20 protein-coding genes are annotated in these 20,466 nt (G+C 67.0%); 12 read left to right on the top strand and 8 right to left on the bottom strand.

Annotated elements, in window-relative coordinates; all coding sequences use genetic code 11:
• Positions 1–90: 90 nt before the first annotated feature.
• The 3 genes from ftsX to ftsY are packed head-to-tail and all read right to left on the bottom strand — an operon-like array spanning position 91 to position 3,250.
• Complete coding sequence (gene ftsX, locus IB275_RS01935; RefSeq protein ID WP_081519575.1) at positions 91–1,101, bottom strand: permease-like cell division protein FtsX; 1,011 nt, start codon at positions 1,099–1,101, stop codon at positions 91–93.
• Positions 1,101–1,772 (bottom strand): cell division ATP-binding protein FtsE, encoded by a 672-nt coding sequence (ftsE, locus tag IB275_RS01930; RefSeq protein ID WP_017520095.1) that lies wholly within the window; start codon positions 1,770–1,772, stop codon positions 1,101–1,103. Before ftsE ends, ftsX begins: the two co-directional genes overlap by 1 nt.
• Positions 1,769–3,250: a signal recognition particle-docking protein FtsY gene (ftsY, locus tag IB275_RS01925; protein WP_192293817.1), complete on the bottom strand. Its 1,482-nt coding sequence runs from the start codon at positions 3,248–3,250 to the stop codon at positions 1,769–1,771. Before ftsY ends, ftsE begins: the two co-directional genes overlap by 4 nt.
• 191 nt (positions 3,251–3,441) lie before the next feature.
• On the opposite strand from ftsY, the gene IB275_RS01920 reads away from it, so the two are divergent.
• Genes IB275_RS01920 through IB275_RS01905 form a run of 4 tightly spaced genes read left to right on the top strand, consistent with a single transcriptional unit; the run spans position 3,442 to position 7,494 of the window.
• The gene (locus tag IB275_RS01920; RefSeq protein WP_192293819.1) at positions 3,442–4,812 is read left to right on the top strand and encodes a M16 family metallopeptidase; all 1,371 of its coding nucleotides are present in this window, start codon (positions 3,442–3,444) and stop codon (positions 4,810–4,812) included.
• On the top strand, positions 4,805–6,328 hold the full coding sequence (locus IB275_RS01915; protein WP_192293821.1) for a M16 family metallopeptidase: 1,524 nt from the start codon (positions 4,805–4,807) through the stop codon (positions 6,326–6,328). Before IB275_RS01920 ends, IB275_RS01915 begins: the two co-directional genes overlap by 8 nt.
• A complete protein-coding gene (gene rsmD / locus IB275_RS01910) occupies positions 6,328–6,936 on the top strand; it encodes a 16S rRNA (guanine(966)-N(2))-methyltransferase RsmD (protein WP_192293823.1) in 609 nt (202 codons plus the stop codon). Before IB275_RS01915 ends, rsmD begins: the two co-directional genes overlap by 1 nt.
• 3 nt (positions 6,937–6,939) lie before the next feature.
• Complete coding sequence (locus IB275_RS01905; RefSeq protein ID WP_192293825.1) at positions 6,940–7,494, top strand: hypothetical protein; 555 nt, start codon at positions 6,940–6,942, stop codon at positions 7,492–7,494.
• Positions 7,495–7,500: 6 nt separating this feature from the next.
• Here the strand turns inward: IB275_RS01905 and IB275_RS01900 are convergent, their stop codons facing one another.
• Together IB275_RS01900 and IB275_RS01895 are read right to left on the bottom strand one after the other, a co-directional pair.
• Positions 7,501–8,496 carry a tetratricopeptide repeat protein gene (locus IB275_RS01900; RefSeq protein WP_192293827.1) on the bottom strand — a complete coding sequence of 332 codons (996 nt, stop codon included), beginning with the start codon at positions 8,494–8,496 and terminating at the stop codon, positions 7,501–7,503.
• Between the two features lie 72 nt (positions 8,497–8,568).
• Positions 8,569–8,922 (bottom strand): hypothetical protein, encoded by a 354-nt coding sequence (locus tag IB275_RS01895; RefSeq protein WP_192293829.1) that lies wholly within the window; start codon positions 8,920–8,922, stop codon positions 8,569–8,571.
• A 108-nt stretch (positions 8,923–9,030) separates the two neighbouring features.
• On the opposite strand from IB275_RS01895, the gene IB275_RS01890 reads away from it, so the two are divergent.
• Both IB275_RS01890 and IB275_RS01885 read left to right on the top strand, forming a co-directional pair.
• Positions 9,031–10,026, top strand: coding sequence for a hydrolase (locus IB275_RS01890; protein WP_192293831.1), 996 nt, complete (start codon positions 9,031–9,033; stop codon positions 10,024–10,026).
• A gap of 82 nt (positions 10,027–10,108) precedes the next feature.
• Entirely contained in the window at positions 10,109–10,525 is a 417-nt protein-coding gene (locus IB275_RS01885; RefSeq protein WP_192293833.1) for a GNAT family N-acetyltransferase, read from the top strand.
• 105 nt (positions 10,526–10,630) lie between these two features.
• Here the strand turns inward: IB275_RS01885 and IB275_RS01880 are convergent, their stop codons facing one another.
• Complete coding sequence (locus tag IB275_RS01880; RefSeq protein WP_192293835.1) at positions 10,631–11,284, bottom strand: TetR/AcrR family transcriptional regulator; 654 nt, start codon at positions 11,282–11,284, stop codon at positions 10,631–10,633.
• A 245-nt stretch (positions 11,285–11,529) separates the two neighbouring features.
• On the opposite strand from IB275_RS01880, the gene IB275_RS01875 reads away from it, so the two are divergent.
• The 6 genes from IB275_RS01875 to ggt all read left to right on the top strand — a co-directional run bounded on the left by IB275_RS01875 (position 11,530) and on the right by ggt (position 18,196).
• The gene (locus tag IB275_RS01875) at positions 11,530–12,960 is read left to right on the top strand and encodes a coniferyl aldehyde dehydrogenase (RefSeq protein ID WP_151189041.1); all 1,431 of its coding nucleotides are present in this window, start codon (positions 11,530–11,532) and stop codon (positions 12,958–12,960) included.
• Positions 12,961–13,008: 48 nt separating this feature from the next.
• Positions 13,009–13,554, top strand: coding sequence for a twin-arginine translocation pathway signal protein (locus IB275_RS01870; protein WP_192293837.1), 546 nt, complete (start codon positions 13,009–13,011; stop codon positions 13,552–13,554).
• A 39-nt stretch (positions 13,555–13,593) separates the two neighbouring features.
• The gene (locus tag IB275_RS01865; RefSeq protein ID WP_192293839.1) at positions 13,594–15,189 is read left to right on the top strand and encodes a GMC family oxidoreductase; all 1,596 of its coding nucleotides are present in this window, start codon (positions 13,594–13,596) and stop codon (positions 15,187–15,189) included.
• A 315-nt stretch (positions 15,190–15,504) separates the two neighbouring features.
• Complete coding sequence (gene coaD / locus IB275_RS01860; protein ID WP_024767001.1) at positions 15,505–15,984, top strand: pantetheine-phosphate adenylyltransferase; 480 nt, start codon at positions 15,505–15,507, stop codon at positions 15,982–15,984.
• A 133-nt stretch (positions 15,985–16,117) separates the two neighbouring features.
• The gene (locus IB275_RS01855) at positions 16,118–16,369 is read left to right on the top strand and encodes a YfhL family 4Fe-4S dicluster ferredoxin (RefSeq protein WP_017521427.1); all 252 of its coding nucleotides are present in this window, start codon (positions 16,118–16,120) and stop codon (positions 16,367–16,369) included.
• 123 nt (positions 16,370–16,492) lie between these two features.
• The gene (gene ggt / locus IB275_RS01850; protein WP_192293841.1) at positions 16,493–18,196 is read left to right on the top strand and encodes a gamma-glutamyltransferase; all 1,704 of its coding nucleotides are present in this window, start codon (positions 16,493–16,495) and stop codon (positions 18,194–18,196) included.
• Here ggt and IB275_RS01845 read toward each other — a convergent pair whose 3' ends face one another.
• Together IB275_RS01845 and IB275_RS01840 are read right to left on the bottom strand one after the other, a co-directional pair.
• Positions 18,197–20,044 carry a Na/Pi cotransporter family protein gene (locus IB275_RS01845; protein WP_192293843.1) on the bottom strand — a complete coding sequence of 616 codons (1,848 nt, stop codon included), beginning with the start codon at positions 20,042–20,044 and terminating at the stop codon, positions 18,197–18,199.
• 73 nt (positions 20,045–20,117) lie between these two features.
• The gene (locus tag IB275_RS01840) at positions 20,118–20,456 is read right to left on the bottom strand and encodes a multidrug transporter (RefSeq protein ID WP_138213145.1); all 339 of its coding nucleotides are present in this window, start codon (positions 20,454–20,456) and stop codon (positions 20,118–20,120) included.
• Positions 20,457–20,466: the final 10 nt, after the last annotated feature.

Below are 20,466 nucleotides of genomic sequence, written 5' to 3'. Positions count from 1 at the left end.
AACTCGCGCAGTGTAGCACTGCGAAATCTGACTGCAAGCGGGTGTAAAAGTTCCTTTACACCCACTTAACCCCTGCAAAATCAGGGGGTTTCAGCGCGGCGCCAGCTCGCGCAGGTGGCGCGCCACGGCCAGCCAGGCGCCGATCCAGCCCAGCAGCACAGCGCCGATGGTGAGCGACAGGCCGTCGTCGACCGGTACGCCCGCCAGGCCGAAATCACTGCCGTACAGCCCGGCCAGGTTGACCACGGAGCTGTTCAGCCAGTCCAGGCCGAAGGCCAGCAGGGCCCAGGACAGGATGCCCGCGCCCAGGCCGTACAACGCCCCCATATAGAGGAAGGGGCGACGCACGTAGCCGTCCGTCCCGCCGACCAGCTTGATGACTTCGATTTCGTTACGGCGGTTTTCGATGTGCAGGCGGATGGTGTTGCCGATCACCAGCAACAGGGTCAGCACCAGCAGGAGGGTCAGGCCGAAGACGAAGCGGTCGCCCAGCTTGAGGATCGCCGACAGCCGCTCGACCCAGACCAGGTCCAGCTGCGCCTGTTGTACACCCGGCAGCTCCGACAACCTTTGACGCAAGGCATCCAGCTGGGCCTTGTCGATCTGCTTGGGCGTCACCGAGATGACCGCCGGCAGCGGGTTGTCAGGCAATTCCTTCAGCGCCTCGCCGAGACCGGACTGCTCCTGCAGCTCTTTCAGCGCATCGTCGCGGCTGATCAGCTGCGCTTCGATCACGTCGGGCATCTTCTCGATCTGTTCGCGCAGGTCCTGGCCCTGGGCCTCGCTGGCCTTCAGGTCGAGGAACAGGGAAATCTGTGCGGCGCGCTGCCAGGAGCCGCCAAGGCGCTCGACGTTGTTCAGCAGCAGCGACAGGCCCATGGGCAGGCTCAGGGTGATGCCCATCACCAGGCAGGTGAAGAAGCTGCCAAAGGGGTGGCTGACCAGGCGGTGCAGGCTGTCCATCAGGCTGGCGCGGTGGTTTTCCGCGTAGGCCGAAAGGGACGCGCTGTGGTCCTGGTGTTCGTTGTCCTCCGGGCGCTCGCGGGTGTTGCGCGTCGGGGTGCCTTCTTCGTCGCCGCGGGGCAGGTCATTGGCGCTCATCAGGCGTTCTCCTCACGGTCGGCGATGATCCGGCCGCGCTGCAGGGTGATCATCCGGTGGCGCATGCGCGCGATCAGTGCCAGGTCGTGGCTGGCGATCAGCACGGTGGTGCCCAGGCGATTGATGTCTTCGAACACGGACATGATTTCCGAGGCCAGGCGCGGATCGAGGTTGCCGGTGGGTTCGTCGGCGAGCAGCAGGGCCGGACGGTGCACCACCGCGCGGGCGATGCCGACGCGCTGCTGCTGGCCGGTGGAGAGATCGGACGGACGGTCCTCGGCCTTCTCCTTGAGGTTCACCCGGTCCAGCGCCGCTTCGACGCGGTAGGCGATGTCCGCCTTGGGCAGGCCGAGGATCTGCATCGGCAGGGCGACGTTCTCGAACACGCTGCGGTCATCGAGCAACTGGTGGTTCTGGAACACCACGCCGATCTGCCGGCGCAGGAAGGGAATCTGCGCGGTGGAGATGCGCGAGACGTCCTGCCCGCCGAGCAGCAGCTTGCCGGAGGTGGGTCGCTCCATCGCCAGGATCAGGCGCAGCAGGGTGCTCTTGCCCGCACCGGAGTGTCCGGTGACGAACATGATCTCGCCGCGCGGCACGCGGAACGAAATCTCGTGCAGGCCGACGTGGCCGTTGGGATAGCGTTTGCCAACCTGCTCGAAACGGATCATGCGATTTCCCGGGTCTCGAAGAGTGCACGGACGAAAGCATCGGCTTCGAAGGTTCGCAGATCGTCGATCCCTTCGCCGACACCGATGTAGCGGATCGGCAGGCCGAACTGCTTGGCCAGGGCGAAGATCACCCCACCCTTGGCGGTGCCGTCCAGTTTGGTCAGGGCCAGGCCGGTGAGTTCCACGGCATTGTTGAACTGCTTGGCCTGGTTGATGGCGTTCTGCCCGGTACCGGCGTCGAGCACCAGCAGGACTTCGTGGGGAGCCGTCTCGTCCAGCTTGCCGATCACGCGGCGCACCTTCTTCAGCTCTTCCATCAGGTTGTCCTTGGTGTGCAGGCGACCGGCGGTATCGGCGATCAGCACGTCCACGCCACGGGCCTTGGCGGCCTGCACGGCATCGAAGATCACCGAGGCGGAGTCCGCGCCGGTGTGCTGGGCGATCACGGCGATGTTGTTGCGCTCGCCCCAGACCTGCAGCTGCTCGACGGCGGCGGCACGGAAGGTGTCACCGGCGGCCAGCATGACTTTCTTGCCATCGAGCTGCAGCTTCTTCGCCAGCTTGCCGATGGTGGTGGTCTTGCCGACACCGTTCACACCGACCACGAGGATCACGTAGGGCTGCTTGTCGCGAGTGATGGTCAGCGGCTGCTCGACGGGGCGCAGCAGGCCGGCCAGCTCTTCCTGCAGGGCCTTGTACAGCGCTTCGCTGTCGGCCAGTTCCTTGCGCGCCACGCGCTTGGTCAGGTTCTGCACGATGGTGGTGGTGGCCTCGACGCCGACGTCGGCGGTCAGCAGGCGGGTCTCGATCTCGTCGAGCAGGTCGTCGTCGATGGCCTTCTTGCCCAGGAACAGGCTGGCCATGCCTTCGCCGAGGCTGGCGCTGGTCTTCGACAGGCCCTGCTTGAGGCGGGCGAAGAAGCCAATCCTGGCCGGCTCGCTGGCAGCAGGCTTGGCCTGCGGCTCGGGCTCGGGCTGCGGAGCGGGCTCCGGCTCCGGCTCCGGCTGGACGACCACAACGGGGGCTTCGGCAACGGGTTCGGGCTGAACCGGCGCGGCGACAGGTGCCGGTTCGACCGCGGCGACCGGCTGGACAGCCGGCTGCGGCGCCTCGGCAACCACTGGCGGCGCAACGGGTTGCGGCTCAGGCTGCGGCGCGGGCTGAGCTTCAGGTTGCAGAGCGGGCTGCGCCAGCGGCTCGACCGGCACGCTGGCCGGTACCATGTCGACTATCGGTTCGGGCGTCGGCTCGGGCGTCGGTTCCGGAGTCAGCTCGGCGCGCGGGGCAACCGGCTCGGCCTGGACGGCGGGAGCCTGCTCGGAGGCGGGGGCCGGTTCGGCGGCAACAGGCTGTTCAGCCTGTGGCTCGGCTTGCGCGGCGGGTTGTTCCTCGGCCTGGGGCTTCTTGCGCCACCAGCCGAACAGACCCTTCTTCTCCCCGGCTGGCGGGGCCTTCTTGTCGTCGTTGGAACCAAACATGTAGGGATCGAATCTCTAGGGGACGCCACGGAAACAGGCAGAAAAAAAGCCTCGAAACAGCTTTGAGAAGCCCTGAACGTGGCCGCCCGGAAAACGGATGGGTATCCTAGCATCTCCTCGCCCGCCGGGGTTAAGAGGCTGGCCGCCAGCCTGCATAGACCCCGCGGACAGCCCGAAAGGTTCAGTCCACGATGAAAACCCTTGCACGCCGCCACGCCGGCCTGCTGCTCGGCTCCCTGTTGCTGCCGCTGATGGCGAGCGCCGCGGAACCACAGCCCACCCACGAATACACCCTGGACAACGGCCTGAAGGTCGTTGTCCGCGAGGACCACCGCGCCCCCGTGGTGGTTTCCCAGCTCTGGTACAAGGTCGGCTCCAGCTACGAGACGCCCGGCCTCACCGGACTCTCCCACGCCTTGGAGCACATGATGTTCAAGGGCAGCCGCAAGCTCGGCCCCGGCCAGGCTTCGCTGGTGCTGCGCGACCTCGGCGCGGAAGAGAACGCCTTCACCACCGACGACTACACCGCCTATTACCAGGTGCTGGCCCGCGACCGCCTGCCGGTGGCGCTGGAGCTGGAAGCCGACCGCATGGCGCACCTCGCCCTGCCGGCCGACCAGTTCAAGAGCGAGATCGAGGTGATCAAGGAAGAGCGCCGCCTGCGCACCGAGGACAAGCCCAGCGCGCTGGCCTTCGAGCGCTTCAAGGCCGCCGCCTACCCCGCCAGCGGCTACCGCACGCCGACCATCGGCTGGATGGCCGACCTGCAGCGCATGACCATCGACGACCTGCGCCACTGGTACGAGGCCTGGTACGCGCCGAACAACGCCACGCTGGTGGTGGTCGGCGACGTCAGCGGCGATGAGGTGAAGGCCCTGGCCGAGAAGTATTTCGGCGAGATCCCCAAGCGCGACCTGCCCGCCGCGCGCAAGCCGCTGGAACTGGCCGAGCCGGGCGAGCGCCGCCTGAAGCTGCACGTGCGCACCCAGTTGCCCAGCCTGATCATGGGCTTCAACGTGCCGACCCTGGGCAGCAGCGATGACTCGAAACAGATCAACGCCCTGCGCCTGATCTCGGCGATCCTCGACGGCGGCTACAGCGCGCGCCTGTCCGCGCGCCTTGAGCGCGGCGAGGAAATCGTCGCCGGCGCCTCGGCCTCCTACGACGCCTTCTCCCGTGGCGATGGCCTGTTCTTCCTCTCGGCCACCCCCAACGTGCAGACCGGCAAGACCCTCGACCAGGTCGAGGCCGCGCTGTGGAAGCAGCTGGAAGACCTCAAGCAGAACCCGCCGAGCAAGGAAGAACTGGAGCGCGTGCGCGCCCAGGTCATCGCCGGGCTGGTCTACGAGCGCGATTCCATCGCCGGACAGGCCAGCACCATTGGCGAGCTGGAAAGCGTCGGCCTCGGCTGGCGTCTGGCGGACAAGGACCTGGAAGCCATCCAGGCCGTCACCGCCGAAGACATCCAGCAAGCCGCCCGCACCTACTTCACCCGCTCCCGCCTGACCCTCGCCCAGGTCCTGCCGGAAGTCGCCACCGACAAGGAGCCGAGCCATGAGTGAACGCAATGGCCTGCGCTACGGCCTGGTCGGGCTGATCGTCATCGCGCTGATCGCCGGACTGGTGCTGTTCGTTTCCCGCCCCGCCGCCGAGACGGCGGCTGCCGCGCCCGCCCCCACGCCAGCACCTGCAAAGCCGGCTGCCGCCGAAGCCGCCGCGCCCACCGGCCTGCAATCCCTCGCCGAGGCTGCCGGCAGGGCGCCCAGCCACCGCAAGCTGAACATCCAGCAATGGCAGACCGTCGAAGGCGCCCGCGTGCTGTTCGTCGAGGCCCATGAGCTGCCGATGTTCGACCTGCGCCTGACCTTCGCCGCCGGCAGCAGCCAGGACGGCGACAGCTACGGCCTGGCCATGCTGACCAACGCCATGCTCAACGAAGGCGTGCCCGGCAAGGACACCAGCGCCATCGCTGCCGGCTTCGACGACCTCGGCGCCAACTTCGGCAACGGTTCCTACCGCGACATGGCGGTGGCCAGCCTGCGCAGCCTCAGCGAGCCAACCAAGCGCGACGCCGCGCTGGCGCTGTTCGACCAGGTGATCGGCCAGCCGACCTTCCCCGAGGACGCCCTGGCACGCATCAAGAACCAGGTCATGGCCGGCTTCGAGTACCAGAAGCAGAACCCCGGCAAGCTGGCGGGCCTGGAGCTGTTCAAGCGGCTCAACGGCGACCACCCCTACGCCCACTCCAGCGACGGCAACGAACAGTCGGTGCCGAAGATCAGCGTTGCCCAGCTGCGCGCCTTCCACCAGAAGGCCTACGCCGCCGGCAACGTGGTCATCGCACTGGTCGGTGACCTGACCCGCGAGCAAGCCGAAGCCATCGCCGGCAGCGTCTCCAGATCCCTGCCCAAGGGCCCTGCCCTGCCCGCACCGGGCGAGCCGCAGATGCCCAAGGCCGGCGTCACCCACATCGAGTTCCCGTCCAAGCAGACCCAACTGATGCTGGCGCAGCTGGGCATCACCCGTAACGACCCGGACTACGCCGCGCTCTACCTGGGCAACCAGATCCTCGGCGGCGGCGGCTTCGGCACCCGCCTGATGGACCAGGTACGCGAGAAGCGCGGCCTGACCTACGGCGTGTACTCCGGCTTCACCGGCATGCAGTCGCGCGGGCCGTTCACCATCGGCCTGCAGACCCGCGCCGAGATGAGCGAAGGCACCCTCAAGCTGGTCCAGGACATCGTCCGCGACTACCTCGACAAGGGCCCGACGCAGAAGGAACTCGACGACGCCAAGCGCGAGCTGGCCGGCAGCTTCCCGCTGTCCACCGCGAGCAACGCCGACATCGTCGGCCAGCTGGGCGCCATCGGCTTCTACAACCTGCCGCTGGATTACCTGGAAACCTTCCTCAGCCAGGTCCAGGGCCTGAGCGTGGAACAGGTGAAGCAAGCCATGCGCCGCCACCTCGACCCGGACGCTTTCGTGATCGTCACCGCTGGCCCCACCGTGCCGCAGCAGCCGCTGCCGCCGCCCACCGACAAACCCGCCGCGCAACCTGCCGGCGTACCGGAGCACTGATGAGCAAACGACCCGGCGGCGCCCCGCGCGCCGCACAGAAGCCCCACGGCGGCCAGGGCCAGCTGCGCATCATCGGCGGCGAATGGCGCAGCCGGCGCTTCGCCTTCCCCGACGGCCCGGGCCTGCGCCCGACGCCCGACCGCGTGCGCGAGACCCTGTTCAACTGGCTGGCGCCCTACGTCCCCGGCGCCCGCGTGCTCGACCCCTTCGCCGGCAGCGGCGCGCTGTTCCTCGAAGCGCTGTCCCGTGGCGCCAGCGCGGGCCTTGCGCTGGACACCAACGGCGAAGCGGTGGCCGCCCTGCGCGGCACCCTCGACACCTTGAAGTGCGCCACCGGCCAGTTGGTGATGACCGACGCCCTGCGCTACCTGGACAACCAGGCCGCGCAGCCTTTCGACCTGGTCTTCCTCGACCCGCCCTTCCACCAGGACCTGCTGCAGAACGCCTGCCGTCTGCTGGAAGAACGCGGCTGGCTGGCCAATGACGCGTGGGTCTACACCGAAAGCGAAGCCGTGCCCTCCAGCCTCGGCCTGCCGGGCAACTGGCGGCTGCACCGGGAGAAGAAGGCTGGCTCGGTGCATTACGCGCTGTGGCAGCGGGAAGGTTGACGGATGCCGGATGCCCTTCGCGAACAGCTGCTGGCGCTGGACGAACGCTGCTTCGCGCAGCCCGTCAGCGACTGGGCCGGCGACATCACCCTGCCTGCCGAGCTGGAACGCTTCTACCGTGAAGTCGGTCCCTGCGACTGCACCCTGGACACCGCCGGCAACCCGTTCTTCATTCCCTCGCTGGCGAAGCTGTGGAAGCAGCAGGCCGGCTACCGCTGGCACGGCCTGACCGGCGAGCGGCTGGCAGGGTGGAGCGAGGACTGGATCGTGGTGGCGGACCAGGGCGCCGATCCCTTCATCTTCGAGAGCTCCACCGGCCGCATCCTCTTCGACCAGCACGGAGGTCCCTGGGACCCCGCGCCGATGTTCGATGACCTCTGGCAGATGACCGCCTGCCTTGCCACTTTCGCCCGAGTGTGGCGCGGCGCCGGCGAGGCCATCTACGCCGAGGATTACAGCGTCAACCCGCTGTACCGCCGCGGGCTGATCGACGAGCTGACGCCGCTGCTCGGCGACGCCCGCCGCGCGCAGGACCTGGCCGACGAGTTCGGCTGGTAGCGAGCCTTATTGGCTCGCCGGCCCCGTCGCGTCTACTGCCTCTGCTGCGTCGGCCGCGCTGGCCTCCACGGCCTCCGGCTCAGGCGAGGCGTTGTCCACACCGCGACCGGCATGCCGGCGATCCGGCGCGCCGGAGCAATCGGCAGTGCCGGACAGCTCGCCATCCAGCGCGGCGTGGCCCCAGTTCTCCAGGCGGGTGTACCAGGCCGCGTCCTCGGCAGTCTTCAACCAGGCGATGGCTTCCGCGTCCTGCTGCTGTGCGGCCTTTTCCAGCCAGAGCCGCGCCTGCAACTTGTTCATCCCCGAACCAGCGCCGTTCCAATAGGCCTCGCCGACCTTGAACTGGGCGCGGGCGCTGCCCCGGGTCGCCGCCTTGCAGAACCACTGGAAGGCCTTTTCGCGGCTGGCGGCGTAGCGGTCCAGCAGGGCAGCTTCTTCGTCGTTGGCGGCGCCATAGACTCCCTGCGAATCGTCCAGGTAGAACCAGCCCAGGTTGGTCTCCGCGTCTTCACTACCGGCCTTGGCCGCGCGCTCGAACCAGGTGCCGGCCTTGACCCGGTCCTTGTCGACGCCTTCGCCGCTCCAGTAGAGGACGCCCATCTCGTTCTGTGCGCCGGCGTTGCCCTGCTCGGCCGCTCTGGCGAACCAGCGCGCCGCTTCGGCCTTGTCCTGCGGACCACCGTCGCCGTCGCGATAGAGCATGGCCAGCTGGATCTGCGCACGGGCCAAGCCGGCCTCGGCAGCCTTGCCCCACCATTTGCGCGCACCGGCGTAGTTCTGCTGGTGGTAGAAATAGGCGCCGAGATCGAACAGGGCCTGCGGCTCGCCCGCTGCGGCGGCCTGCTGCAGGCGGGTGAACTCGGCGAACAGCTCTTCACCGCGCGGATCACTCTGCTCGGTGCTGGGCGACGCCTCACTGAAATCGGATGAGGCGTCCTCGGCCCAGGCAAATGCGGGCAAGGCGAATGAGAGAGCGGACAGGAACACCCAACGGCTGAACATACGTGACAATCCTCATGTCGGTTGAAGCGGTCGGCCATCCCGGCGCGACCTCGTGGCGGTGGTTTGGGGACCTCAGATCGACTTGCCGACATCGACGGTGCTGGTGCGCACCAGCTCCACGCCGTCGACCACCATCTTCCATTGGCTACCGTCGTGATAGGGTGGTTTCGAGACCTTGAAGTGCGTATCGAAGGGACCGAAGCCCACGGTGAAGCCGTCGGCTTCGTAGCTCTTGATGGGCGCCTCGATGGACCTCGACGTACTGCCCGCCACCCGCTTGTAGGCGACGCGACCATCCGCCGTCACCAGCAGACTCATCTGCGGCGCGGTCCACAGGCCGACGTAGGAGCGATGCTCCTGCGGCACCGGCTCGCCGCACGCGGCCAGCCACACCAGCAGGCTCAACGCCGCGATTTTCTTCCACATTCCTTCCCCTCCTTTGCGTGGGTTTTCCTGACGACGGAGGCAGGAGGCCTCCATCGCACGGCCGAGTTGGCGTTACTATCACGACTCGTCGGCCCCATTCGATCCGTGATGACTATACCCTCCCCGTTCAAACCCGCCTGGTGGTTACCCGGCCCGCACCTGCAAACCCTCTATGGCTCGCTCGCACGCAAGGCGCCCAGCCTCGAGCGCACGCGCGAGCGCCTGTGGCTGGAGGATGGCGACTTCATCGACCTCGACTGGCACGGCCCGCACGAGGCGGATGCGCCGCTGGTGCTGGCGCTGCACGGGCTGACTGGCTCGTCGTCCTCGCACTACATCCTCGGCGTGCAGCAGCAGCTGGCGGCGCAAGGATGGGCCAGCGTCGCGCTGAACTGGCGCGGCTGCTCGGGCGAGTCGAACCTGCTGCCGCGCGGCTATCACTCGGGCGTCAGCGAAGACCTCGCCTCGGTGGTCGCCCACGTCCGCGCCAAGCGGCCGATGGCGCCGCTCTACGCAGTGGGCTATTCGCTGGGCGGCAACGTATTGCTCAAGTACCTGGGCGAAGCCTCGGACAGCTGCCCGCTGAAAGGCGCGGTCGCGGTGTCGGTCCCCTTCCGCCTGGACCAGTGCGCCGACCGCATCGGCATCGGTTTCTCCAGGGTCTACCAGGCGCACTTCATGCGCGAGCTGGTGACCTATGTGCAGACCAAGCGCCAGGCCTTCGCTGCCGGCGGCCACGCGGAAAACCTCGCCGCGCTGGAGCGCCTCGGGCCGCTGGACGGCATGCGCACCTTCTGGGACTTCGACGACCGGGTGACTGCGCCCCTGCACGGTTTCGCCGACGTGCACGACTACTACCGGCGCGCCTCCAGCCGCTATTACCTGGGCGGTATCCGCGTGCCGACGCTGATCATCCAGTCCAGCGACGATCCGTTCATCCACGCCCACAGCGTGCCGCAGCTGGACGAGCTGTCGGCTTCGACGCAGATGGAGTTGCTGCCCCATGGCGGCCATGTCGGTTTCATCGGCGGCTCGCCCGGGCGCCCGGACTATTACCTGGAGCGGCGCATCCCGCAGTGGCTGCGCGAACGGCGGGAAGCCTGACTGCGCTGGGTCAGCCCCTGGACGCGGGAATGAGGCAGACTGAAGGTGCACCCGGAAGGAAACGCCAGAAAGGAGCGCCGCCATGCACGACACGCCGCTGACGATTCTGCACAACGAACCGCTGAGTGATGCCCAGTGCGCGGGCATCGCCGCGCTGTACCGCGCGGTGGGCTGGGGTTCGCCCGGCACCACGGCGGAACTGCGCGATCTCTACGAGTTTTCCAGCTACTTCCTGCTGGCCGTGGACGGTGAGCAGGTACTCGGCCTGTTGCGCGCGGAAAGCGAGACAGCGCAGACAACCTGGCTGGCGGAAATCGCCGTGCTGCCGGGTTTCCAGTCACGCGGGATCGGCCTTGCGCTGATGGCGCGCTTCCTCGCCGATCACCCCAACCGCACGCTCTACACCGATGCCACCGAGGGTGTGGAGGCGTTCTTCCTGCGCCACGGCATCGCCCTGCGCCGGCCAAGGGTGCCGGGGCCGCGCCAGGTGGATGCTTAACGTGTTGGGCAGTGCGGTCGGCGGATAACGCTGGCGCGTTATCCGCCCTACGAAACGGTTGAGTGTTAGGCGGATAACCGTTCACGGTTATCCGCCGTCTGAAGATCAGTCTTCCAGCGGCACGTACAAGCGGTCGAACACCGCCGCCACGGCCTCGCGGAACGCCGGGGCGATGTGTCCGCTTTCCAGCGCCAGCACCTGATAGATGCCCCGGCGCATCAGAACCTCGCTGAGGTCATTGGCTACTTCACGGGTGGTGCACAGGTAACGCACCCAGGAGGTGAGGATGATCCAGGCGTTGAGGGTCAGGGCCTCGAGCTGGGGTTCGTCCATCTGCAGGATGCCGGCGTCGACGAAGCCCCGGTAGATCCCCTTGGCGTTGTCCATCGCGCGGCGGGCGAAGGCGCGGTAGCCGGCGGCCAGTTCCGGGTCGGAATCCAGCAGGTGTTCCAGGTCGCGGTGCAGGAAGCGGTAGTGCCACATCGCGGCGAGCAGCGCTTCCAGGTAGAAGGTCTTGTCCTCCACCGTCAGCGCGCGCCCCTCGGGCAGGTGCAGGAACTGGTCGACGTGGCTTTCGTACTCGGCGAACAGCTGGGCGATGATCACCTGCTTGTTGCGGTAGTGGTAGTACAGGTTGCCCGGCGAGATACCCAGGTGCGCGGCGATGTGGTTGGTGGTGACGCTGCGCTCACCCTGGGCATTGAACAGCTCAAGGCTGGCCTGGGCGATGCGGTCACGGGTGTTGATGCGTGGTGCCATTGCCAAAACTCGTCGAAGCGGATTGCGCGGACGCAAAGGTACACCGATTGCTACCACCTGACACAACTGTCGGGCTCGCCCAACTTTTCGTTGGCTGGGCCCGGCGGCGCGGAACCGGCATGCTGATTGACACTCTAGAGCAATTGCTCTAAAAAACCAGCGACAGCATAAAAACGCGAGGCATCCGGGATTCCTGTGCGAATCATCCGAGAGCCTCCCCACCACGCTTGCGCCAGGAGCCCGTCATGGTTGCCGATATCGCCTACCTGCAGCAGACCCAGCAGCAGATCAGTCAGCTGGAAACCCTTCTCGAACGCCAGCGCCAGGCGTACCGCGCCAACCCGATGCCTGACGCCGGCCAGCGCATCCAGTGGCTGAAGAGCCTCGCCAACCTGCTGGTCACCGAGCAGAAGGCGATCATCGATGCGATCAGCAGCGACTTCAGCAACCGCTCCGCCGACGAGACCCTGCTCGCCGAAGTGATGCCCAGCCTGCACGGCGTGCACTACGCGACCAAGCGCGTGAAGAAGTGGATGAAACCGTCGCGCCGCAGCGTGGGCATGCAGTTCATGCCGGCCTCGGCCAAGGTCATCTACCAGCCGCTGGGTGTGGTCGGCGTGATCGTGCCGTGGAACTACCCACTGTTCCTCGCCATCGGCCCGCTGACCGGGGCGCTCGCCGCCGGCAACAGGGTGATGATCAAGATGAGCGAATCCACCCCGGAATCTGCCCGCGTGCTGAAAGAGCTGCTGGGCAAGGTATTCCCCGAAGACCTGGTCGCCGTGGTGCAAGGTGAAGTGGATGTGGGCGTGGCCTTCTCCAAGCTGCCTTTCGACCACCTGCTGTTCACCGGCGCCACCAGCGTTGGCAAGCACGTGATGCGCGCCGCCGCCGAGAACCTCACCCCGGTCACCCTGGAGCTGGGCGGCAAGTCGCCGGCCATCGTTTCCACCAGCGTGCCGATGAAGGACGCCGCCGAGCGCATCGCCTTCGGCAAGTCGCTCAACGCCGGCCAGACCTGCGTGGCGCCGGACTATGTGCTGGTGCCGCAGAACCGCGTCGACGAGTTCGTCGAGAGCTACCGCCAGGTGGTCCAGGGCTTCTTCCCGAAACTGGAGAACAACCCCGACTACACCGCGATCATCAACGAGCGCCAGCTGTCGCGCCTGAACAGCTACCTCGCCGACGCCCAGGCCCGCGGCGCCACCGTCGTGCCGCTGTTCCCGCAGGCCCAGGGCCGCCGCCTGCCCCAGGCACTGGTGCTGAACGTGACCGACGAGATGAAGATCATGCAGGAAGAGATCTTCGGCCCGCTGCTGCCGGTGATCCCCTACCAGAACCTCGACCAGGCGCTCAGCTACATCAACGAACGCGACCGCCCGCTGGCGCTGTACTACTTCGGCTACGACAAGCGCGAGCAGGACCATGTGCTGGCCCAGACCCACTCGGGCGGCGTGTGCCTGAACGACACCCTGCTGCACGTTGCCCAGGACGACATGCCCTTCGGCGGCGTCGGCCCGTCCGGCATGGGCCACTACCATGGCCACGAAGGCTTCCTGACCTTCTCCAAGGCCAAGGGCGTGTTCAGCAAGCCGCGCTTCAACGCCGCGCGGGTGATCTATCCGCCCTACGGCAAGGCGCTGCAGAAGCTGGTCTACAAGCTGTTCATCCGCTGACCGCCGCCATCCACCACAGGTGCCCTCTACACAGGTGACAGAACAAGAATGACAGACACCTCCCTGAGCGCGCCGGGACTCTCCCGGCGCGGCGTGCTCAAGATCGGCCTGCTGGGCGGGGCCTTCCTCGCCACGGCGGGCGTCACGGCCACCCTGAGCGGCTGCTCGGCCAGTACCCCGGCCAACGGTTTCGCCGTGCTGCGCGATTCCGACATGCCCTTCCTGCGTGCGCTGATTCCGGTGATGCTGGCCGGTGCCGTGCCCGCCGAGCGCATGGCCGAGGCGGTCAAGGGCACCATCGAAAGCCTCGACAACAGCCTCAACCACCTCTCCCCGGAGATGCTCAAGCTCACCGTGCAGCTGTTCGACGTGCTCGCCCTGCCGGTCACCCGCGGACCGCTCACCGGCATCTGGGGCAGCTGGGACAACGCCAGCGCGGACGACGTGAAGAACTTCCTGCAGCGCTGGCAGAACAGCTTCATCTCCCTGCTGAAGATGGGCCACAGCTCGCTGCTGCAACTGGTGATGATGGCCTGGTACGGCCGCACGGAGTCCTGGGGCCACTGCGGCTATCCCGGACCGCCGAAGATCTGATGTCATCAGAACAACAAGAATTTGCCTGAGAGATTTCCGATGCCCGTACCCGATCTGTTCGCCGAGGGCCTGGCCCGCGGCTGGAAAGTCCACAACGGCTCGCGCCTGGACAAGGACCTGATCCTGGAAGCCGATGTCGTCATCGTCGGCAGCGGCGCCGGCGGCGGCACCACTGCCGAAGCCCTGAGCGCCGCCGGCTACAAGGTACTGCTGGTGGAAGAAGGCCCGCTCAAGACCAGCACCGACTTCAAGATGCAGGAGTCCGATGCCTACCCCAGCCTCTACCAGGAAGGCATCGGCCGGATGAGCAAGGATGGCGCCATCACCATCCTGCAGGGCCGCGCCGTGGGCGGCACCACCCTGGTCAACTGGACCTCCAGCTTCCGCACCCCCGAACCGACCCTGGAACACTGGGCCAAGGAACACGGTGTGAAGGGCCACAGCGTCGCCGAGATGGCGCCCTGGTTCGAGAAAATGGAGCAGCGCCTGGGCGTCGCGCCCTGGATCATGCCGCCCAACGCCAACAACGACGTGATCCGCAATGGCTGCGAGAAACTCGGCCTGCACTGGAAGGTCATCCCGCGCAACGTTCGTGGCTGCTGGAACATCGGTTACTGCGGGATGGGCTGCCCGACCAACGCCAAGCAGTCGATGCTGGTAACCACTATCCCGGCGACCCTGGAAAAGGGCGGCGAGTTGCTGTTCCTCGCCCGCGCCGACCGCCTGCTGCACGACGGCAACAAGGTCAGTGGCCTGGAATGCTCGGCCATGGACGAGCGCTGCGTCGCCCCCACCGGCCGCAAGATCACCATCAAGGCGCGTCACTACGTGCTCTCCGGCGGCGGCATCAATACCCCGGCGATCCTCCTGCGCTCCAAGGCGCCGGACCCGAACGGCCGCGTCGGCCAGCGCACCTTCCTGCACACGGTGAACTTCAGCGCCGCGCTGTTCGACGAGGTCATCAACCCCTTCTACGGCGCGCCGCAGTCGATCTATTCCGACCACTTCCAGTGGGACGACGGCGCCACCGGGCGCATGTCCTACAAGCTTGAAGTTCCGCCGCTGCAGCCGGCGCTCAGCGCCACCCTGCTCGGCCGCTTCGGCGAGGACAACGCGCTGCGCATGGAGCAGCTGCCGCACACCAACGTGATCCTGGCGCTGATGCGCGACGGCTTCCATCCGGACAGCGCGGTCGGCTCGGTCAGCTTGCGCGGCGACGACACCCCGGTGCTCGACTACCAGATGACCGACTACACCTGGGACGGCATCCGCCGCGCCTTCCACACCATGGCCGACATCCAGTTCGCCGCCGGCGCCAAGGCTGTGCTGCCGCTGCATGCCGATGCCGACTACGTGAAGAGCGCCAAGGAAGCCCACGCGCTGATCGACGGCCTGAGCCTGGAGCTGTACCGCACCCGCCTGGGCAGCGCCCACGTGATGGGCGGCTGCGCCATGGGCGAGGATGCCAAGCAGTCAGTGTGCGACAGCCTCGGCCGCCACCATCAGCTGGAGAACCTGTCGATCCACGACGGCTCGCTGTTCCCCACCAGCATCGGCGCCAACCCGCAGCTCTCGGTCTACGGCCTCACCGCACAACTGGCCGACGCCCTGGCCAAGCGTCTGGGCAAGGCCTGACACGCCACCCGAGCGCCCATGCCGACTCCTGCGATCCCGCAGGGCGTATAACGCGCCAGCGTTATCCGTCGCAGGTTGGCCGGCGGATAACCCGTTCCGGGTTATCCGCCCTACGAAACAGAGCAGCATCAGGCAAGACAGCACGCGCAGGCTCTGGCACGGGGCCTGCGCGTGACGCATCGGTCTCTCGCCGGTTATCTCAGGTAGTCCGTTCACAGAAGCACTACCAAGGTCGCTTGGCCCCACGGACATGCTGCGTTACCATCCGCCCGCTATTGCACCAGCCTGCCAACAAGAGCCGACCAGGACGCCGCGATGAATCGAGTGTTGTACCCGGGTACCTTCGACCCCATCACCAAAGGCCATGCCGATCTGGTCGAACGCGCCTCGCGACTGTTCGACCAGGTGATCATTGCCGTCGCCGCCAGCCCCAAGAAGAATCCCCTGTTCCCGCTGGAACAGCGCGTCGAGCTGGCCCGCCAGGTCACCTCGCACCTGCCCAACGTGGAAGTCGTCGGTTTCTCGACGCTGCTCGCCCATTTCGCCAAGGAACAGAACGCCAACATCCTGCTGCGCGGCCTGCGCGCAGTGTCGGACTTCGAGTACGAGTTCCAGCTGGCCAACATGAACCGCCAGCTCGCCCCCGACCTGGAAAGCATGTTCCTCACGCCGTCGGAGAAGTACTCCTTCATCTCCTCCACCCTGGTGCGCGAGATCGCGGCACTGGGCGGCGACATCACCAAGTTCGTGCATCCCGCGGTGGCCAGCGCCCTGGCCGAGCGCTTCAAGCGCTGAGCCGCACACCGCCAAGGATGGCGGTTTCCGTCAGCTGACTCCCTGATTGCGTGCACTACGCGCGCCGATACGGCACAATTTCACCATTGTTGCTACCGATCGCCATGGCTGCCGTCATGGTTGGAGTTGTTCGATGTCCCTGAAAATCACTGACGATTGCATCAACTGCGACGTCTGCGAACCCGAGTGCCCCAACGCCGCGATCTCCCAGGGCGAGGAGATCTACGTCATCGACCCGAACCTGTGCACCGAGTGCGTCGGCCACTATGACGAGCCGCAGTGCCAACAGGTCTGTCCGGTGGACTGCATCCCCCTCGACGAAAGCAACGTCGAGAGCAAGGATCAGCTGATGGAAAAGTACAAGAAGCTCACCGGCAAAGCCTGACTTCGCGCGTTTCGACACTTTTTCATTGAGTTCTCACAAACCCGGTGCGTTGTGGATTGTCTATCCTCCACCTTCGCCCCGTTTGGTTTTCCAGCCGGCCCTGCCGGCGGTTCGTGAGATGCCATGTCCCTGTTGAACTCCCGCTCCCGCGCCTCCCTGCTCGGCTTGTGCAGCCTCCTGCTGCTGAGCTTTGCCCTGCACGCCGCGGAACATCCCGCCCAGGCCAGCGTCGCCAGCGCACACCCATCGGCCACCGTGGCCGGCCTGGAGACCCTCGCCGACGGCGGTAACGCCTTCGACGCCGCCGTGGCCATCGCCGCCGCGCTGGCGGTGGCCGAACCCTACGGCTCGGGTCTGGGCGGCGGCGGTTTCTTCCTGCTGCGCAAGGCCGGGAGTCCGCCGACCTACCACTTCATCGATGCCCGCGAACGCGCCCCGCTGGCCGCCCACGCGCGGATGTACGAGCGCAACGGCAAGGTCGACCCGCAGCTGTCGCTCAACGGCCCGCTGGCCGCCGGCATCCCCGGCCTGCCCGCCGCCCTGGCGGACATCAGCAGCCGCTATGGCCGCAAGACCCTGGCGAACAACCTCGTGCCGGCGATCCGCCTGGCCACCGATGGCGTGTCCATCGACCGCGTCTACATCGACCGCGCCTCCTGGCGCCTCGACGCGATGCGCAAGGACCGCGAGACCGCGCGCATCTTCCTCGACCAAGGCAACCTGCCCGAGGAATACAGCCTGATGCGCCAGCCGCAGCTGGCAAACACCCTAGAGAAGCTGGCGCGCTACGGCCGCATCGGTTTCTACGAAGGCGAAACCGCCGAGAAACTGGTGGAAGGCGTGCGCGCCGCCGGCGGCGTGTGGAGTCTGGAAGACCTCGCCAGCTACCGCACCGTCGAACGCCAGGCACTGCGCTACCCGCTGGCCGACGGCCGCGAACTGATCAGCGCCCCGCCACCCTCCGCCGGCGGCGTGGCTCTCGCGCAGAGCCTGGGCATGCTGCAGCAATTGCCGTGGCAGAAGGCCGAACCGGTGCAGCGCGTGCATTACGTGGTGGAAGCCCTGCGCCGCGCCTACCGTGACCGCGGCCTGCTGGGCGACCCGGACCGCGTCGCCAACCCGGTCAACCAGCTGCTCGCGCCGGATTACCTGAAGCGCCTGGCCGCCAGTATCGATCCGCAGCGCGCCACACCCAGTTCCTCTCTGCCGCCGGCACCTGCCTGGCGCGAAGGCGATCACACCACCCACTTCGTGGTGATGGACGCGGACGGCAATGCCGTGGCCGCCACCCTGTCGGTCAACCTGCCGTTCGGCGCGGCCTTCACCGTGCCGGGCACCGGCGTGCTGCTCAACGACGAGATGGACGACTTCGCCACCGACGACAGCGGCGCCAACGCCTACCAGTTGGCCGGCAGCCAGGCCAATTCGGTGGCCGCCGGCAAGCGCCCGCTGTCGAGCATGAGCCCGAGCTTCATCGAAAGCCCCACCGAACTGGCCGCCTTCGGCACGCCGGGCGGCAGCCGGATTCCCAGCATGGTGCTGCTGGCGATGCTGGACTACCTGGACGGCAAACCGGTGCAGCGCTGGGTATCCACGCCGCGCTACCACCATCAGTTCCTGCCCGACGTGATCGAGCATGAACCGCGCGCCTTCACGGCCACTGAAATGGCCGACCTGCAGCGCCGTGGCTACACCCTCAAGGATGTCGGCCGCGCCTACGGCAACCAGCAGGTGCTGCTGTGGAACAAGAAGTCCGGCGAAGTGCAGTCCGCCAGCGACCCGCGCGGCATCGGCCTGGCGACCGAACTGGCGGCGCCGCTGCGCTGATCAGGGCAGGATGAGGGCCGGAGTGTCGTCTTCGCGGGTATCGAACAGACCATGCTCGGTGCCCAGTTGCAGCACGTTGCGCAGGCTCTGGATGATCCGGCTGACGTAGCCCAGGTCGTTCATCAGCGAGCTCATCTGCAGGCCGTCCAGCTCCTGTCGGCGTACCGCCGCGAACAGACGCTGGCGGAACGCCGCGTCGAACTCCGCAGCGCTCTCGTCGAGCAACTGCAGACGCGCCAGCAAGGCCTCCTCCGGCAGCTCGCCACCAAGCAGCGAGCCCAGCGCGCGCACTTCGCGCAGCATGCCGATCAGGTGCCGGCGCAGCTCGACGTAGGCTTCCCGTAGCGCCGAGGGCTCGCCGTGCAGTGCCTGGCCAAGGTTCTTCTGAAGGTGCTTGGCGTCCTTCACCGCGTCCACCAGTTGCAGCGCCACCACCTGGCAGGACAGCCAGAAGCGCTGGTGCTCCTCGTCCAGCGGCACTTCCAGGCGACTCATGAAGCTCAGCAGGTCGCCGTACACACCCTTGATATGGCGCTGGTAAAGCACTTCCGCGGCCAGCGCATGGCGATCCGGCGCAGCCTGCAGCTGGCTTTCGTCCACCCGCGGCTGGTTGAGCATCTCCACCGGCAGGTACAACGCGTGGCAGATCACCTCGATGCTCAGGCGCCCCAGGTGGCGCAGCTCCTGCAGCACCGCGCTGGCGGCGGCGTCAGCGGAATCCAGCGCGCGCTCATTGAGGTAGCGCGCATGGGTACGTTCGATGGTGGGCAGCGCCGGGGCCATGTCGGTGATCAGCACTGCCGGTTCCTCGACCTCCGGCAGCCAGCGCACCAGCGCATTGGCCAGTGCGCCCTGGATCGGCCAGAACAGCACCACGCCCATGCCGTTGAACAGGGTATGGAACAGCGCCAGCTGGATCATCGGGTTGCCCGCCAGCCCCACCGGCGTCACCAGCCAGTGCACCAGCCAGGTCAGCGGCGCGAGCAGGAGGAACGCCAACACCCCGGTCACCACGTTGAACAGCACGTGCGCCAGCGCCAATCGCTGCCCGCTGCGGTTGCCGCCCAGGGAGCCGACAAACGCCGTGGTGACGCTGCTGCCAACGTTGGAGCCGATGGCGATCGCCAGGCTCTGGCCCAGCTCCAGCTGGCCTCCGGCGAGGGCGGCAAGCGTCAGCATCAGGGTCGCGTGACTGGACTGCAGCACCACGGTGATGAGGATGCCGAAAGTGACGAACAGCAGCGCGCCGAGCATGCCCTCCGAGCGCAGATCGCTCATGTCCATGGCGTCGCCGAAGCTGCCGAAGCCGTCCTTGATCTGGTCAATGCCCAGGAAGATGAAGGCGATACCCAGCAGGATGCGCCCGGCGGCCTTGCTCTTGGCGCCGTTGAAGCCCATCAGCACGCCGAATACCAGCAGCGGCAGCGCCAGGGGACTCAGGCTGAGGTTCTGCCCGGCCAGCGCCAGCAACCAGATGCCGCTGGTGGCGCCGAGGTTGGCGCCAAAAAGAATGGCGATGCCACCGGCCAGCTGGATCAGCCCGGTGCTGATGAAGGCGATGGTGAGCAGGGAAACCAGGGTGGAGGATTGCAGCAGGAAGGTGCCGAACAGCCCGAACAGCAGGCTCTTGCCGCGAGTCGCGGTGCTCTTCTCCAACCAGCGCTCAAGCTGGCTGCCGGCGAGGTCACGCAGGCCTTCTTCAAGGCACTGCATGCCGAACAGGAACAGCGCCAGGCCCGCCCCCAACTGCAGCAGACCGGCACTGGACCAGAAGGTGTAGCCCAGGATGACAGCGACCAGCAGCAGAAGCAGCGGACGCAGGTGCTTCTTCAGGCCACTCAGCTTCATGGGCAACCTACGGGACTTACCCGGCAAGCCGGGCTGGCGAGGCGGACACGCCGCCCCGGAGCAGGACGACGGATCAGTCCTTCTTGTAGCCGCTGGTGGTACAGCCCAGGCAGCGCACGAAGGCGGCCTTGCCCGGATCGACGACCAGCGCCTTGCCCGCTTCGCCGATGTTGCCGCCGGCTGCGCTGAACGGCAGGGTCACCACGAAGGCAGCGGTGCCGACTACGGTGGCGGCGATCAGCAGCGGACGTGCGATCAGCAGGTCGCCAATCATGGAGTAGAACGGCGGGGCCGAGACGACATAGGTCGGGTCACCGCTGACGTTGCTCACTTCTTCCTGAGCAACGGCCGGCAACACCGAGAATGCACAGACCAGGGCCATTGCAGTGGCGGCGGTGCGGAACACGTTCATGGAGGGAAGT

It is taken from the genome of Pseudomonas sp. PDM21, from assembly GCF_014852505.2.
GTDB lineage: Bacteria > Pseudomonadota > Gammaproteobacteria > Pseudomonadales > Pseudomonadaceae > Pseudomonas.
This window is presented reverse-complemented; position numbering and strand designations above follow the sequence as displayed.

Coding starts and splice junctions, on each gene's coding strand:
- IB275_RS01865 (WP_192293839.1), top strand. CDS start 13,594: ATGCCCGTACCCGATCTGTTCGCCGAGGGCCTGGCCCGCGGCTGGAAA.
- IB275_RS01845 (WP_192293843.1), bottom strand. CDS start 20,044: ATGAAGCTGAGTGGCCTGAAGAAGCACCTGCGTCCGCTGCTTCTGCTG.
- ftsY (WP_192293817.1), bottom strand. CDS start 3,250: ATGTTTGGTTCCAACGACGACAAGAAGGCCCCGCCAGCCGGGGAGAAG.
- IB275_RS01875 (WP_151189041.1), top strand. CDS start 11,530: ATGGTTGCCGATATCGCCTACCTGCAGCAGACCCAGCAGCAGATCAGT.
- IB275_RS01895 (WP_192293829.1), bottom strand. CDS start 8,922: ATGTGGAAGAAAATCGCGGCGTTGAGCCTGCTGGTGTGGCTGGCCGCG.
- IB275_RS01920 (WP_192293819.1), top strand. CDS start 3,442: ATGAAAACCCTTGCACGCCGCCACGCCGGCCTGCTGCTCGGCTCCCTG.
- IB275_RS01890 (WP_192293831.1), top strand. CDS start 9,031: ATGACTATACCCTCCCCGTTCAAACCCGCCTGGTGGTTACCCGGCCCG.
- IB275_RS01855 (WP_017521427.1), top strand. CDS start 16,118: ATGTCCCTGAAAATCACTGACGATTGCATCAACTGCGACGTCTGCGAA.
- rsmD (WP_192293823.1), top strand. CDS start 6,328: ATGAGCAAACGACCCGGCGGCGCCCCGCGCGCCGCACAGAAGCCCCAC.
- IB275_RS01885 (WP_192293833.1), top strand. CDS start 10,109: ATGCACGACACGCCGCTGACGATTCTGCACAACGAACCGCTGAGTGAT.
- IB275_RS01915 (WP_192293821.1), top strand. CDS start 4,805: ATGAGTGAACGCAATGGCCTGCGCTACGGCCTGGTCGGGCTGATCGTC.
- coaD (WP_024767001.1), top strand. CDS start 15,505: ATGAATCGAGTGTTGTACCCGGGTACCTTCGACCCCATCACCAAAGGC.
- ftsE (WP_017520095.1), bottom strand. CDS start 1,772: ATGATCCGTTTCGAGCAGGTTGGCAAACGCTATCCCAACGGCCACGTC.
- IB275_RS01870 (WP_192293837.1), top strand. CDS start 13,009: ATGACAGACACCTCCCTGAGCGCGCCGGGACTCTCCCGGCGCGGCGTG.
- IB275_RS01900 (WP_192293827.1), bottom strand. CDS start 8,496: ATGTTCAGCCGTTGGGTGTTCCTGTCCGCTCTCTCATTCGCCTTGCCC.
- ggt (WP_192293841.1), top strand. CDS start 16,493: ATGTCCCTGTTGAACTCCCGCTCCCGCGCCTCCCTGCTCGGCTTGTGC.
- IB275_RS01880 (WP_192293835.1), bottom strand. CDS start 11,284: ATGGCACCACGCATCAACACCCGTGACCGCATCGCCCAGGCCAGCCTT.
- ftsX (WP_081519575.1), bottom strand. CDS start 1,101: ATGAGCGCCAATGACCTGCCCCGCGGCGACGAAGAAGGCACCCCGACG.
- IB275_RS01905 (WP_192293825.1), top strand. CDS start 6,940: ATGCCGGATGCCCTTCGCGAACAGCTGCTGGCGCTGGACGAACGCTGC.
- IB275_RS01840 (WP_138213145.1), bottom strand. CDS start 20,456: ATGAACGTGTTCCGCACCGCCGCCACTGCAATGGCCCTGGTCTGTGCA.